The following is a 15,100-nucleotide window of genomic DNA, read 5'->3' on the forward strand; positions in this document are numbered from 1 at the left end:
TGCGGCGGCCTCGCCTATGGCTGGGCGCACCCCTGCCTTCGCGCCGAAAGGACATGCGCATGACCGATTTCGCCGCTGCCGCCGAGGAGGCCGCCACAGCGCTCAGCGCGGTGATGGAGCAGACCCCGCTGCAGCGCAACGCCTTCCTCTCGGAGCGCTACGGCGCCGACATCTGGCTGAAGCGCGAGGACCTCTCCCCGGTGCGCAGCTACAAGCTGCGCGGGGCCTTCACCTTCCTGTCCATGGCGCTGAAGCGCAACCCGGGGCAGGCGCGCTTCGTCTGCGCCTCTGCCGGCAACCACGCCCAGGGCTTCGCCTGGGCCTGCAGGCACTTCGGCCGCCACGGCACCGTGTTCATGCCGGTGACCACGCCGGAGCAGAAGATCATGAAGACCCGCGTCTTCGGCGGCGAATACGTCGAGGTGGTGCTGACGGGGGATTTCTTCGACGCCAGCCTCGCCGCCGCGCAGGACCACGCCGCGCGCAACGACGCCATGTTCGTGCCGCCCTTCGACGCGGATGACACCATCCTGGGCCAGGCCACGGTGGCGGTGGAGATCCTCGCCGCGCTGCCGGACCCGGACCTGGTGATCCTGCCGGTGGGCGGCGGCGGGCTCGCGGCGGGGGTGACGAAATACTTCGCCGCCAGGGGCGTCTCCGCCGGCTTCCGCTTCGTGGAGCCCGAGACCGCCGCCAGCCTCCACGAGGCGCTCACCGCCGGCCAGCCGGTCACCCTCGCGAAAGTGTCGAGCTTCGTCGACGGGGCGGCGGTGGCGCGCATCGGCGCACGGCCCTTCGCCGCCCTCCACGCGGTGGCGCCCTCGCAGGTGATCCGGGTGTCGGAGGGCCGGCTGTGCCGCACCATGGTGGAGATGCTGAACGTGGAGGGCGTGGTGCTGGAGCCCGCCGGCGCGCTCTCCATCGACGCGCTGGCCGACCTGCCGCCGGACGTGCTGCGCGGCCGCACCGTGGTCTGCGTGGTCTCGGGCGGCAACTTCGATTTCGAGCGCCTTCCGGAGGTGAAGGAACGCGCCATGCGCCACGAGGGCCGGAAGAAGTACTTCATCCTCCGTCTGCCGCAGCGGCCCGGCGCGCTGAAGGACTTCCTCGGCCTGCTCGGCCCGGAGGACGACATCGCGCGTTTCGAATACCTGAAGAAGTCGGCGCGCAACTTCGGCTCCATCCTGCTCGGGATCGAGACGAAGGACCCCGCCGGCCTGCCCGCGCTCTACGCCCGGATGGAGGAGAACGGCATCGTCTACGAGGACATCACCGGCAACGATACGCTGATGAGCCTGATCGTCTGACCCCCCGGGGGCCCGGCAGGTTTGCCGGGCCACAGGCGTTCCGCGCTTGCATCCGGTTCGTCCTCCGGCACGCTCCCTCAGCCTCAGCCTCAGCCTCAGCCTCAGCCTCAGCCTCAGCCTCAGCCTCAGCCTCAGCCTCAGCCTCAGCCTCAGCCTCAGCCTCAGCTCCCGGCCGTGCCCGCGGGGCCTTGCGGCCCGCGTGGCAGGGCGCCGTTCAGGAACAGGTCGATGCACAGGCGGATGTGGTGATCGCGCTCGGCGAGGTCGGGCCAGTTCTCCACGTCCGGCGGCCCGACGCGCCCGCCCCGCGTGACCCCGAAGACCATGTTCATCAGCATGCCGGACACGAGCATCGGGTCCAGCGGGCGCATCCGCCCGGCGGCCTGCTGTGCGCCCAGCCAGTCGGCCAGGGCGCGGCGGGAGGGCTCGGCGCCGTGATCGCGCACGATCGCCGCCAGCTCCGGGACGGATTGCGCCTCCATCACCACCAGCCGCAGCACGGCGATTCGCTCCAGGTCCTCCTCCGCGCTGATGTCCACGCGCAGGATGCGGGCCAGCGCCTCGGACAGCGGCAGCCCGGAATAGTTCCCCGGCAGGGCCAGCATGGCCGGGCGGTGCGCCTCGATAATGGCCTGGAACAGCGCGCTTTTCGCCGGGAACAGCCGGTAGAGCGTGCGCTTGGACACCCGGCAATGCGCGGCGATGTCATCCATCGTGGTACGGGCATATCCCCGCTCGATGAACAGCTTTCGTGTCTCGTTAACGAGTCTGGCGGCAAGATCCGGGTCCGGTGTCACCTTGGGCCGGCCGCGCCGGCGCGGCTTCGCGGCGTCGGGGGCCGTGGCCGTGCCCCCGGCGGTGACCGGGGCCGTGACGGGGGCGGTGCCGGCCGGGGTGCGCGGCGCAGTATCGGTTTCGGTATCGGCTTCAGTACCGGCCTCCCGGTCAGACGTGGCCCGCGCTCCGGTGACAGGCGTGGCGGCGGGCGTATGGTCGGCGTCCGGGTCGGCCGCCCCGTGGCGTGGCGTGTCGGGGGCGGCCTCGTCGTGCTCGCTCATGTGATTTTTCCTCCCGCCGGCGCCGGAACCGCACCGGTCGTCCGTACACGTCAATTGTGAGTTGACAAAATTCCGATGGTGAGAATATGGGTAATCGAGAGTTTTGTAAATATGAGGCATGAGATGCCAACGCCCCCTGCGATCCCCGCGCCCCCGGCCGGGACCCGCCCTTTCCACACCCGCCGCCGCCGCCAGCTTTGCGTGGCGGCGTTCGCGTTGGGGGTGCTCGCCCTGGCGGGCTGCCGGGAGGAGGCCGCCCCCGGCGCAGGCACCGCGGCCGCCCGGCCGGAGGTGGGCGTGGTGGTGCTGCATCCGCAATCCGTGGCCATCACCGCCGAGCTGCCCGGGCGCACCAGCGCCTCGCTGGTGGCCGAGGTGCGGCCCCAGGTGGGCGGGCTGATCCAGAAGCGCCTGTTCCGCGAGGGCACCGAGGTGGCGGAGGGCGATGCGCTCTACCAGATCGACCCGAAGAGCTTCGAGGCCGCCTATGACGCCGCCCGCGCGGCGCTGAAGCAGGCCCAGTCGCAGGTGCCCTCGGCAAGCTCCAGGCTGGAGCGCTACAAGGGGCTGATCCGCCAGAACGCCGTGTCCAAGCAGGACCTGGACGATGCCGAGGCCACGCTGGAGTCCGCCCAGGCCTCCGTTGCCGCCGCCGAGGCGGACGTGCAGACCGCGAAGATCAACCTCGACTACACCACCATCCGCGCGCCGATCTCCGGGCGGATCGACAAGTCCGCCCTCACCCCCGGCGCGCTGGTGACCGCGAGCCAGGACACCGCGCTCACCACCATCCGCCGGCTCGACCCGATCAACGTCGACATCCCCCAGTCCAGCACGAATTTCCTCAACCTCCGCCAGGCGGTTCAGGAGGGGCGGTTGCGCACCGAAGGGCCGGACGTGAGCGTGAGCCTGTTGCTGGAGAACGGCACCGAATACCCGCTGAAGGGCCATCTCGAATTCGCCGAGGCGAACGTGGACGAGAGCACCGGCACCTTCATCCTGCGCGCGGAATTTCCCAATCCTGACAGGCTCTTGCTGCCCGGCGTCTTCGTGCGGGCGGTCATCGGCGAGGGGGTGGCGGACAACAGTTTCCTCGTGCCCCAGCGCGCGGTGACCCGCAACACCAAGGGCCAGCCGGTGGCGCTGTTCGTCTCCGCCGAGGGCAAGGTGGAGCAGCGGGTGGTGCAGACCGGGCGCTCCGTGGGCAACAACTGGCTGGTGAACACCGGCATCTCCGATGGCGAGCGGGTGATCGTCGACGGCTTGCAGCGCGCCTCGGACGGCCAGCAGGTGAAGGCCGTGGAGGTGACGATCGACGAGACCACCGGCGAGGTGATCGACCGCAAGACCGCCGAGACCGCCCCGGCGCAGCCGGGCAGCGAGGGCTGACGCGTCATGAGCCGCTTCTTCATCAACCGTCCCATCTTCGCATGGGTGATCGCGATCTCGATCATGCTTGCGGGGCTGCTGGCGCTCATCTCGCTGTCGATCTCGCAATATCCGCAGATCGCGCCGCCCACGGTGCGGATCTCGGCCTCCTATCCGGGCGCGGACGCCGCCACGGTGGAGAATTCGGTCACCAAGGTGATCGAGCAGGGCATGACCGGGATCGACAATCTCGACTACATGACCTCGACCTCCAGTGGCACCGGCCAGGCCCAGCTCACGCTCACCTTCAACAACAAGGCTGACCCGGACGTGGCCCAGATGCAGGTGCAGAACAAGCTGCAGCTGGTCGAATCCTCGTTGCCCCAGGCGGTGACCAGCACCGGTGTCACGGTCACCAAGAGCTCCGCCGGCTTCCTGATGGTGATCGCCTTCGTGTCCACCGACGGGAAGATGAACTCGAACGACCTCGCGGATTACGTGGACAGCTCGCTCAACGACACCATCCAGCGCGTGGAGGGCGTGGGTGAGACGCGGCTGTTCGGCTCCGGCTACGCGATGCGCATCTGGCTCGATCCCTACAAGCTCACCAAGTACAAGCTGATGCCCTCGGACGTGTCCGCCGCCATCGAGGCGCAGAACAGCCAGGTGTCCGCCGGCAGCCTCGGCGCCATTCCGGCGCGGCCCGGCCAGCAGCTCAACGCAACCGTCACTGCCGGCAGCCGGCTGCAGACGCCCGAGCAGTTCCGCAACATCATCGTGCAGAGCAACGGCGACGGCGCGGTTGTGCGGCTGAACGATGTCGCCACCGTCGAACTGGGCGCGGAGAGCTACACCACCTCGGCGGCCTACAACAACCAGCCGGCGGCCGGGCTTGCCATCAACCTCGCCACCGGGGCCAACGCGCTCGACACCGCCTCCGCGGTGCGCAAGGCCATCGAAAAGCTGAGCGCCACCATGCCCAGCGGCGTGAAGGTGGTCTATCCCTACGACACCACGCCCTTCGTGGAACTGTCCATCGAGGAGGTGGTGAAGACGCTGGTCGAGGCCATCGTGCTGGTGTTCTTCGTGATGCTGCTCTTCCTGCAGAACTGGCGCGCCACGCTGATCCCCACGCTGGCGGTGCCGGTGGTGCTGCTGGGCACCTTCGGCGTGCTCTCGGCGGCGGGGTATTCCATCAACACGCTCACCATGTTCGCCATGGTGCTGGCCATCGGCCTGCTGGTGGATGACGCCATCGTGGTGGTGGAGAACGTGGAGCGCGTGATGGAGGAGGAGGGCCTCTCCCCGCGCGAGGCCACGGTGAAGTCCATGGGGGAGATCACCGGCGCGCTGGTCGGCATTGCCGTGGTGCTCTCGGCGGTGTTCGTGCCGATGGCCTTCTTCGGCGGATCGGTGGGCATCATCTACCGGCAGTTCTCGGTGACGATCGTCTCGGCGATGGTCCTCTCGGTGCTGGTGGCGCTCATCCTCACGCCCGCGCTCTGCGCCACGCTTCTGCGCAAGCCAGCGGAGCACGGCAAGACGCGCGGCTTCTCCGGCTGGTTCAACCGCAATTTCGAGCGCGGCACCCGTGCCTACCAGAGCGGCACGCACGCGGTGCTGAACCGCTCCTGGCGCTTCCTCGTGCTCTTCGTGCTGATGCTGGGTGCCACGGGCTGGCTGTTCAACCGGCTGCCGAGCGCCTTCCTGCCGGAGGAGGACCAGGGCGTGCTCATCGCCTCCGTCACCCTGCCGGCCGGCGCCACGCAGGACCGCACCCTGCGCACCCTCTCCGCCGTGGCGAGCTATTTCCTGGAGAAGGAGCCGGACGCGGTGGAGGGCGTGATGTATTCCGCCGGCTTCGGCTTCGGCGGCTCGGGGCAGAACGTGGGCACCGCCTTCATCCGCCTGAAGGATTTCGCCCTGCGCAGCGACCCGCGCCTCGCCGCCTCCGCCGTGGCGGGCCGGGCGATGGGCGCGCTGTCGAAGCTGCGCGACGGGCGGGTGTTCGTGCTCTCGCCGCCCGCGATCCAGGGCATGGGCAACTCGAACGGCTTCGATTTCTTCCTGCAGGACGTGGGCGGGAAGGGCCATGCCGCGCTGATCGCGGCGCGCAACCAGCTCCTCGGCCTCGCGGCCCGGGACCCGTCGCTGACCAGCACCCGCCCGAACGGCCAGGAGGATACGCCGCAATTCTCCGTCGACGTGGACCAGGAGCGCGCCAGCGCCCTCGGCCTCGCGATGTCGGACATCAACGCCACGCTCTCCACCGCCTGGGGCAGCTCTTACATCGATGATTTCATCGACCGCGGCCGGGTGAAGCCGGTCTACCTGCAGTCCGATGCCGAGGGGCGGATGCAGCCCGACGACCTCGACAAATGGCACGTGCGCAACGCGGATGGCGAGATGGTGCCCTTCTCCGCCTTCGCGGACGGAAGCTGGTCCGTCGGCTCGCCGCGGCTGGAACGCTACAACGGCTCCCCGGCCGTCGAGATCCAGGGCGCGGCGGCAAGCGGCGTGAGCTCGGGCGACGCGATGGACCGGATCGACGCGCTGGTGGGCCAGCTTCCCGGCGGCTTCGCCCATGAGTGGACCGGGCTCTCCTATCAGGAGCGCCTCTCGGGCGACCAGGCTATGGCGCTCTACGGCATCTCGGTGCTGGTGGTGTTCCTCTGCCTCGCCGCGCTCTACGAGAGCTGGACCATCCCGCTCGCGGTGATGCTGTCGGTGCCGATCGGCGTGCTGGGAGCGCTTGCGGCCGCCAGTCTCTTCGGTCAGAACAACGATGTGTATTTCAAGGTGGGGCTTCTGACGACCATCGGTCTCGCAGCCAAGAACGCCATCCTCATCGTGGAATTCGCCATCGCGCGGCTGGCGGCCGGGGAAGGGATGATCGAGGCGACGCTGGAGGCCGCACGGCAGCGGCTCCGGCCCATCCTGATGACTTCGATCGCCTTCATCCTCGGCGTCACGCCGCTCGCCATTGCCAGCGGAGCAGGCTCCGGTGCGCAGAACGCCATCGGGATCGGGGTCATGGGCGGCATGATCGCGGCCACGGTTCTCGGCGTGTTCTTCGTGCCCCTGCTCCTCGTCGCGGTGCTGCGCCTGTTCCGGCGCCGCCCGGCCCCCGACCAGGCCCCGAGCGCGGCGCCGGCCGGTTGAAACACGCCAAGACATGCGGCGCGCCGGGCCCCGGCGCGCCTGCCTCATCCTTTCGAGTGGACAAGATGATTTCCGTGAGCCCCGCACCCCTTTCCGTCGCCCGCCCCCGGCGGGCCGTGCTTCTCCTTCTCGCCTGCACCGCCCTTGCCGGCTGCGTGGTCGGCCCCGATTACGAGACCCCGAAGATCGACGTGCCGGACCGGTTCGGCGCCGACACCGCCACCACCCCGCGCCCGGCTGAACTGTCGCGCTGGTGGACCCGGATGGACGATCCGATGCTCGACGCGATGATTTCCGAGGCCGTGGAGGGCAACCTCGACGTGGCGAGCGCGAAGGCCGCGATCCGCGAGGCCCGCGCCACCCTGCGCCAGACCGGCGGCACGCTGGCGCCCCAGGTGGACGCCAGCACCTCCGCCACCCGCCAGGACGGCGGCTCCAACACCTCCGCCGGGCAGACCTCGAACTCGAACTTCCAGGCCGGGTTCGACGCGAGCTGGGAACTCGACCTCTTCGGCGCCAACCGCCGCAGCATCGAGGCGGCGCGCTACGGGCTCGACGCCGCGAACGAGGACCTGCGCGCCACGCTGCTCACCCTGGTGGGCGATGTCGCGACCTATTACGTGCAGGCGCGCGGCTTCCAGGCCCGCATCAAGCTGGCCGAGCGCACCGCCCGCTCGCAGCGCGAGACGGCCGCCCTCACCCGGGCGCAGTTCGAGGCCGGGGCCTCCTCCGCGCTCGACGTGGCGAATGCCACCGGGCAGGCCGCCAGCACCGAGGCCGCGATCCCCACGCTGCAGATCTCCTTCGCGGAATCCGTGCACCGGCTGAGCATCCTCACCGGCAAGCCGCCGGCGGCGCTGATGGGCCGGATGGCCGAGGACAAGCCGATCCCGGAGCCGCGCCTGCCGATGCCCGCCGGCGTGCCCGCCCAGGTGCTGATGGCCCGGCCGGACATCCGCGTCGCCGAGCGCCAGCTTGCCCAGTCCACCGCGCTGATCGGCGTGGCCGAGGCGGCGCGCTGGCCTGACGTGAGCCTCTCGGGCACCATCTCCACCTCCGCATCGACCTTCGGAAACCTGTTCGAGGCCTCCTCGATCGCCTGGTCCGTCGGGCCGTCGCTCAGCGTGCCGATCTTCAACGGCGGGCAGCTGAAGGCCGGGGTCGAGATCGCGCAGGCGCAGCGCGACCAGTCCTACATCGCCTTCCGTTCCAGCATCCTCACCGCGCTGGAGGACGTGGAGAACTCCCTCTTCGGCCTCACCCGCGAGCAGGAGCGTTACGACAAGCTCGACACCTCGGCCCGGGCCTACCGCCGCGCCGCCGCGCTGTCGCGCTCGCTCTACCAGACCGGGTCCTCGAGCTTCCTCGACGTGCTGGACGCCGAGCGCTCGCTCTACTCCGCCGAGGACACGCTGCTGCAGAGCCAGATCAACATCGCCACCTACTACATCGCGCTCAACAAGGCGCTGGGCGGCGGATGGGACGGGCAGATCGATTCGACCCGCCCGGAGATCGTGGACACCTACTCCGGCCCGCGCCTCGCCTATCAGCCCTGAGGACCCTGTCTCGTGACGATTGAAACCCTCCCGGCCCTGCGCGCCGGTCGGCTGACCGTCGTGCTGGGCGCGCTGACCGCCTTCGCGCCCTTCGCGACCGACATGTACCTCTCCGGCTTCCCCGCGATCGAGGAGAGTTTCGGCACCGGTGCGGGGGAGGTTCAGTTCAGCCTGTCGGTGTTCTTCCTCGGGGTGGCGATCGGCCAGCTCATCTACGGGCCGGTGATCGACCGTTTCGGGCGCAAGCTGCCGCTGTGCTGCGGCGTGGCGCTGTTCTCGGTCGTCTCGCTGGGGCTGGCGGCGGCGCCGGACATCGGCAGCTTCCTCGCCGGGCGCTTCCTGCAGGCGCTCGGCGGCTGCGCCGGGATGATCGTGAGCCGGGCGATCATCGCGGACCTGTTCGGCGCGCAGGACTCCGCCCGCGTGCTCTCCATGATGATGCTGGTGCAGGGCCTCGGCCCGGTGCTCGCGCCCATCGCCGGGGGCTACCTGCTGGCCTTCGCCGGCTGGCGGTCGATCTTCGTGGCGCTGGCGCTCTTCGGGGCGGCCTGCCTCGTCGCGGCGTTGCGGGTGGTGCCGGAAACCCTGCCGCCGGAGAGGCGCAGGAAGGCCGGCCCGGGGGAGATCCTGCGCACCTTCCGCGCCCTGCTCACCCGGCGCGCGCTGATCGTGCCGGCGCTGGCCAGCGCGCTCGCCTTCGGGGCGCTGTTCTCCTACATCTCCGGGTCTCCCTTCGTTTTCATCGATTTGCACGGGGTGGACCCGCAGGTCTACAAGTGGCTCTTCGGCCTGAACGCCCTGGGGATGATCCTCGCCTCGCAGGTCAACCGCCTGCTGCTGCGGCGCCTGCGGGCGGAGCGGATCTTCCTCGGGGCGATCGGCATGAACATCCTCTGCGGCCTGGCGCTGCTGGCGCTCTCGGGCACGGCGCCGCTGGCGGTGATGATGGTGCCGCTGTGGCTGTGCATCTCCACCATTCCGCTGATCGCGGCCAACGGCATGGCCATCGCGATGTCCCACAGTGGCCGGCACGGCGGCTCCGCCTCCTCGATCATCGGGGTGCTGCAGTTCGGCCTCGCGGCGCTGTTCAGCGCCCTTGTCGGCATCCTGCACAACGACACCGCCTTCCCGATGTCGGGCTGCATCCTCGCGGCCGGCGTGTCGGCGGGGCTGGTGCTGGTGATCGGGCGCTTCGGCCGCGCCTGAACCCTCCCGGGCGGCGCGGTGCACGTCCCGCGACAGTGCGGCGCGCCCGGGGGGAGCCAATCAATCAATCGGTTTAACGTCTTGACGCGCCGACAGGTCTCGGCCGATGCTTGAACCATGCGGCGTGCCGGGAAGGCCCGCCGGAATTTCCGCTTTTGCAACAACAGTTTTTTGGCTTCCGTGATTCGCGAATTTCACGTCCCTGAAGTCGCGTCATCACATCCGATATTCAGAGCGTCGCGTGACCGGGTGTTTCTGTGAATATTCCCCTATTCAAAAGATCCGGAAAATGAACAGTGATTGCAGAAGATTTATCCTTCGGCGATGGCGCGGATAGTGATGTCTGCGTGATCGGGGCCGGCCCCGTGGGGCTGGCCGTGGCCCTCACCCTCGCGCGGGGCGGACGCCGGGTCCTCGTGCTGGAGGCCGGCGGCGCAACGGCCGGCAGCCGGAGCGGCGGGCCGTTCGACCTCGACGTCGTGAACCCCGCCACGCATGGCAGCGGTGCGATGGTGTCCCGTCAGGGCCTCGGCGGCACCGCCACGGCCTGGGGCGGCGCCTGCACGCCAATGGCCGAGGGCGACCTCGCGGCCTGGCCGCGGCTCTCGCTGCCCGGCGCGCCCGCCCGTTTCGATGAGCTGAGCGGCTGGCACGCGGCGGCCGGTGAGATCCTCGGCGTTCACGGCGCGTTCGAGAGCCAGGGCCCGGAGGACGACCACGGCGCCGAGGTGCTGACCCATCAGCTCATCCGCCATTGCCGGGTGGCGGACACCGCGGCCCTGCACCATGAGGAGATCGCGCGCAGCCCCACGCTGCGCATCAGCCTCGACACGCGGGTGAGCGGGCTGGATTTCGCGCCGGGCAGCGGCGCGGTCACCAGCCTGGAGGTGATCCGCGGCACGGAGCGGCACATCCTGCGGCCGAAACGCATCGTGCTGGCCTGCGGCGGCGTGCAGGCGACACGGCTGCTGCTGCTGATCCGCCGGGTGCATCCGGGCTTCCTGGGTGGCGAGGGCGGGCCGCTGGGGCGCTACTACATGGGCCATCTCTCCGGGGCCGCGGCGCGGGTGCAGTTCCGGCGGCCGGACATGGCGCGGCACTTCCTGGTCCGGCCGACGCCGGACGGGGCCTCCGCCCGGCACAGTTTCGTCCTCGCGCCCTGGCTGCGGCGCCGGGAGGGGCTGCAGGACGCCTATTTCGCCCTGATGAACGTGCCGCTGGATGATCCGTTCTACCTGAGCGGCGCGCTCTCGGCGGTGCATCTCGCGCTGGCGCTGCGCCACCGCACGCCGGAGTACATGCTGCAGTATCACCCGGGGCATCGCATCACGCCCTTCGCCTTCGGCCTGCAGGCGCGGCGCCACCTCGGCAACGTGCTGTGCGAGCCGCTTGCCACGGTCGCCGGGCTGGTCCGGATCGCGCGGATGCGGATGGCGGTGCAGGGGCGCCACCCGTTCTTCCAGTTCTACAATCCCCACGGCGTCTACGCCCTGCGCTACCACGCCGAGCAGGCGCCGGACCCGCAGAGCCGCATCACCCTCTCCGCCCGGCGCGACGCGGACGGTGTTCCGCTGGCGCGGGTGGACCTGCGCTTCGCGGCGGGGGATGTGGACTCGGTCCTGCGCTCGCACCTGGCGCTGGCCAGCTGGATGCGCGCCTCCGGGCTGGGCGAGGTGACCTGGCATCATCCGGAGCCGCAGCGCGCCGCGCAGGTGCTGGCGCAGGCCTCGGACGGCTATCACCAGATCGGCTCCACCCGGATGTCCCACAGCGCCCGCACCGGGGTGGTGGACCGGAACCTGCGGGTGCATGGCGTGGCCAATCTCTTCGTGGCGGGGCCCTCGGTGCTGCCCGCGAGCGGGCGCTTTCACCCCACCTTCCCGGCCGTGGCGCTGGGGGTGCGCCTCGCGCATCACCTCATGGCGCCGGCCGAGACGCGCCCGCGCACCCGCGCGCGAAGGCCCGCCCCGGTGCCGATGGCCCGCGGCCCGGCCGCCTCGGGGTGAGAAGGGGCCGCCGGGCAGCGGGGCCGTGCCGCCGCGGGCCGTGATCTTGCGCTCTGCCGCCCGGAGCCGGAGCGCCCGGCGCCGTGCCTGGTCTGTCACACCGCGCCCGGCTGCGGCAGCGGCGGGCCGCGTGTGAACTCACCGGCCCGTGTCGGCACCATCGGGGCCGCCTCCGGCCTTACCGGGCTGGCGTCGGGCCCGGGTGGCGCCCCGGCCGGTGCCCGTGGTCAGGGGGGAGCTGCCGATGGCGCGGCCGCCTGCGCAGCGTTGCGGGAGGGCGATGGGAGCGGGGGGCCGCGGTGCCGCGCCCCGGGGAAGGAGGCACCCGCCGTGGGGCGGGTGCGGGGGTCACTCGGCGCTCACCATCGGGCCTGCGCCGGGTGCCGGGTCCGCGGCGGCGCCGCGGATCAGCCAGACCAGCGCGCCGAGAAACAGCACCTCGATCACGATGAAGGCGACGAAGGCCGTGGTGAAGCTGCCGCCGGAGCGGTGGATGATCAGCCCCATCAGGGCCGGGGCCACCGCGCTCGACAGGATGCCGAAGATCTCCGCATAGCCCACCGCCGCAGGGGCGATCCCGGCCGCGAAGCGCTCGCTCATCAGCGAGAAGATCGCCCCGCCGCCGATCACGGCGATGCCGCTCACCGCCGCCAGTGCCAGCATGGCGCCGAAGCTCACCTGCATGTCCATGCTCAGGGTGAAGCCGATCGCCACCAGCACCGCCATCACCGCGCTGGCGATGATCATCCCCGGCTTCGACATGCGGTCGGCCATCAGGCCGCCGATGACGAGGAACACCACCTGCGACAGGCCCATCAGCATGCCGATCAGCCCGGCGTCCTCCACCGGCATGGCCTGGGTGGTGATCCAGCCGGGGATCACCCATGTGGCGGTTCCGGCAATGGCGAAGGTGCAGGCAGCGATGCCGAACCCGCCCACGTAGAGCCAGCGGCTGCGGAAGATCGGCAGCAGCGGCGCGCTGTGCGGGTCGGCCGGCGCGGGGGCGGTGTCCCAGCGGAAGCCGCGGTAGCCGATCTCCTCCGGCGTGTTGCGCGCCAGCAGCAGGTCCAGCACCGCGATGATCAGGGTTCCGGCCGCCAGCACGCCGAAGAACACCCGCCAGTTCGTGGCCAGTGTGAGCGGCACGCCGAGCGCGAAGACCAGGGTGATCGCCAGGCTGTAGGCCGCCAGGATCAGCCCGACCATGAACCCGTGGCGGCGCTGCGGGAACCAGCCGAAAATGAGCTTCATGTTGCCCAGGAAGATCGCGGCGTCGAAGAAGCCGATGATCAGCCGCAGCAGCAGGAGCTGGGCATAGCTTTCCACGAACACCTGCAGCACCATGCCGATGCCGGTGCCCAGCAGGCCGACCAGCAGCATGCGCCGCGCCGTCATCCCGCGGGAGAGCCAGGACCAGCCGACCATGCCGATCCCGTAGGTGAGCGCGAAGATGCCCTGCGCGGTGCCGGCCTGCTCCTCGTTCAGGCCCAGGTCGGGCGAGATGAACGGGATGACGGCCGCGAGACCGTACCAGTCCGCGGCGAGGAAGAGTTCACAGGCGAGCGCGAGGATCAGCATGCCCCATTGCCAGGAGCTGATGCGGTCTCGGTCCGCCTGGGGGAGAGTGTCCCATGTCATGATGTGAGGTCCCTGTCGGAATGGCGGGGGGCCGCTTTCTGGCGCGGTCTCTCCCCGGAATGGAGGTGCACTGGCTGCCGCGCGGGAAGCCGCGCGCGGGGCGGGGCGCCCGGGCGGGGCGCGGGAAGCTGCGGCGGCGCCCGGGAGCGGGGCGACGCCACGGGTCAGGGGCCGGGATCAGGCCGCCGGGGGCGGCAGGAACTCCAGCTCGTACTGCGAGGCGATGCGCACCACTTCGGCAGGCTCGCTCTGGTTGTGCATCAGCTTGAAGGCGTCGAGCAGGCCCCGGGTCGGGGTGACCCAGAACAGGCAGGTCACGTCGGCGCCCGAGCGGTTGAAGATCCCGTGCGGAACGTTCCTGGGCAGGCGGGCGAGGCTGCCCGGGCCGGCCTGGAACTCGGTGCCGTCGAGCCAGAAGGTGAGCGTGCCGGTGAGCACGTAGACGAACTCCTCCTGGGTGAAGTGGATGTGCGGCGGCACGAAGGTCCCGTCAGGGAAATGCGCGTGCCAGGACATGGAATCCTCGGAAACCTGCTTGAGCGTGTAGGTCTGTCCGAGGATGTTCCAGACGGTCTGGTCGAAGGCCTCGTCGGGGCCGGTGATACCGGCGGGCATGGGGGTCATTGTCAGGTCCTTTCAGGCGGTCGGTGAACGGGGGGCGGCGCGGCGCCGGCGGTCCGGACGTGCCGGCGGGACGCCCTGCCGGCCCGGTGGCCGGCTTCCGGGCATGCCGGGCAAGGGGCCGCTCTCCGCACGGGCCGGCCGGGACGCCGGCACCGGGGGCATGCCGGCGCGCGGGGCGGGACGCGGGGGCGCGGCCGGGCCGGTGGGGCGTGTCAGGCTGCGCCCGGCGCGGTTCATCGCGCGGCCAGGAAATCGGCCACGCGCGCGGCGGTCTCGGGCTTTTCCTCGAAGACCAGATGCCCCGCGCCGGGCACCAGCAGGGTCTGCGCGTCCGGCAGGCCGGCGGTCCAGGCGGGGGCCTGGGCGGCGGGGATCATCCGGTCCTCCGCGCCCCAGACCAGCAGCACCGGCATGGTGAGCCGCCGGCGCCAGCGCGCCAGCCGGGCGGAGCCGCCGGGCGCCGCGGCAACCAGCCGGCCGAGGGCGCCCATCTCGCGGCCCAGCCGGGCGCCGAACTCCGGGTCCGGCCCGTCGGGGAAATAGCGCAGCGCCACCGCGGGGTCATGGGCAAGGTAGCCCGGCACCTCCGCCGGCCCCACGCCGGAGAGATCGGCCGGAGGCGCCCCGGCCACGCCCAGCCCGGCGGGCGCGGCCAGCACGAGGGCGCGGATGCGCGCCGGCTGGCGCAGGGCGATTTCCGCTGCCATCCAGCCGCCGACCGAGAACCCGGCCAGCGCCGGCGCGTCAAGCTCCAGCGCGTCGAGAAAGGCGAGGTAGTGCAGCACGTAATCCTCGATGGCGCCTGCCTCGGGGTCATCCGCGCTCTCGCCGAACCCGGGGTGGAAGGGCAGGATCACCCGGTGCGAGGCCGTCCAGGCCCGGGCCATCTCGAAGCCGGTGAAGGTGCCGGTGCCGTGCAGGAACACCAGCGGCGGCCCGTCGCCCGCCTCGTGCCAGACAGTGTCGATCCCGCCGATCACCCGGCTGTGGCGAGTGAACCCGGCGAGCCCGGGGAGCGGGGGCGTGGAGCGGTCAGTCATCTGCGGAACCTCGGGGTCTGGGGCGCCGGGCGCCCGGGAAGCGGGGCGCGCCCGGTGCGGGAAGGCAGGGCTGCGGGCCGGGGAGATGCCGGTGGCCTCCCGGCGCTCCGGAGCGCCGCAGGGCATCGCGTACCG

10 protein-coding genes are annotated in these 15,100 nt (G+C 71.0%); 6 read left to right on the forward strand and 4 right to left on the reverse strand.

What is annotated here, in order from left to right:
- Positions 1 to 59 precede the first annotated feature (59 nt).
- Positions 60 to 1,307, forward strand: a complete 1,248-nt coding sequence (gene ilvA, locus FDP22_RS06565) for a threonine ammonia-lyase IlvA (protein ID WP_138577709.1) — start codon at positions 60 to 62, stop codon at positions 1,305 to 1,307.
- A gap of 161 nt (positions 1,308 to 1,468) precedes the next feature.
- Here ilvA and FDP22_RS06575 read toward each other — a convergent pair whose 3' ends face one another.
- Positions 1,469 to 2,365 carry a TetR/AcrR family transcriptional regulator gene (locus tag FDP22_RS06575; protein ID WP_138577706.1) on the reverse strand — a complete coding sequence of 299 codons (897 nt, stop codon included), beginning with the start codon at positions 2,363 to 2,365 and terminating at the stop codon, positions 1,469 to 1,471.
- A 123-nt stretch (positions 2,366 to 2,488) separates the two neighbouring features.
- Between FDP22_RS06575 and FDP22_RS06580 the strand changes: the two genes are divergently transcribed.
- The 5 genes from FDP22_RS06580 to FDP22_RS06600 all read left to right on the forward strand — a co-directional run bounded on the left by FDP22_RS06580 (position 2,489) and on the right by FDP22_RS06600 (position 11,663).
- Entirely contained in the window at positions 2,489 to 3,754 is a 1,266-nt protein-coding gene (locus FDP22_RS06580) for an efflux RND transporter periplasmic adaptor subunit (protein ID WP_138577704.1), read from the forward strand.
- A 6-nt stretch (positions 3,755 to 3,760) separates the two neighbouring features.
- Complete coding sequence (locus FDP22_RS06585; RefSeq protein WP_138577702.1) at positions 3,761 to 6,895, forward strand: efflux RND transporter permease subunit; 3,135 nt, start codon at positions 3,761 to 3,763, stop codon at positions 6,893 to 6,895.
- Positions 6,896 to 6,969: 74 nt separating this feature from the next.
- A complete protein-coding gene (locus tag FDP22_RS06590) occupies positions 6,970 to 8,451 on the forward strand; it encodes an efflux transporter outer membrane subunit (RefSeq protein WP_205910847.1) in 1,482 nt (493 codons plus the stop codon).
- A gap of 12 nt (positions 8,452 to 8,463) precedes the next feature.
- Positions 8,464 to 9,657, forward strand: a complete 1,194-nt coding sequence (locus tag FDP22_RS06595; RefSeq protein ID WP_138577698.1) for a multidrug effflux MFS transporter — start codon at positions 8,464 to 8,466, stop codon at positions 9,655 to 9,657.
- A gap of 296 nt (positions 9,658 to 9,953) precedes the next feature.
- The gene (locus FDP22_RS06600; protein WP_138577696.1) at positions 9,954 to 11,663 is read left to right on the forward strand and encodes a GMC oxidoreductase; all 1,710 of its coding nucleotides are present in this window, start codon (positions 9,954 to 9,956) and stop codon (positions 11,661 to 11,663) included.
- A 348-nt stretch (positions 11,664 to 12,011) separates the two neighbouring features.
- On the opposite strand, the gene FDP22_RS06605 is transcribed toward FDP22_RS06600, so the two are convergent.
- The 3 genes from FDP22_RS06605 to FDP22_RS06615 form a co-directional block, all read right to left on the reverse strand.
- Positions 12,012 to 13,301, reverse strand: coding sequence for an MFS transporter (locus FDP22_RS06605; RefSeq protein ID WP_138577694.1), 1,290 nt, complete (start codon positions 13,299 to 13,301; stop codon positions 12,012 to 12,014).
- A 177-nt stretch (positions 13,302 to 13,478) separates the two neighbouring features.
- Entirely contained in the window at positions 13,479 to 13,925 is a 447-nt protein-coding gene (locus FDP22_RS06610) for a cupin domain-containing protein (protein ID WP_138577692.1), read from the reverse strand.
- A 233-nt stretch (positions 13,926 to 14,158) separates the two neighbouring features.
- Positions 14,159 to 14,965 carry an alpha/beta fold hydrolase gene (locus tag FDP22_RS06615; protein WP_138577690.1) on the reverse strand — a complete coding sequence of 269 codons (807 nt, stop codon included), beginning with the start codon at positions 14,963 to 14,965 and terminating at the stop codon, positions 14,159 to 14,161.
- Positions 14,966 to 15,100 lie beyond the last annotated feature (135 nt).

This window comes from Paroceanicella profunda (genome assembly GCF_005887635.2).
In the GTDB taxonomy this organism is placed as follows: domain Bacteria; phylum Pseudomonadota; class Alphaproteobacteria; order Rhodobacterales; family Rhodobacteraceae; genus Paroceanicella; species Paroceanicella profunda.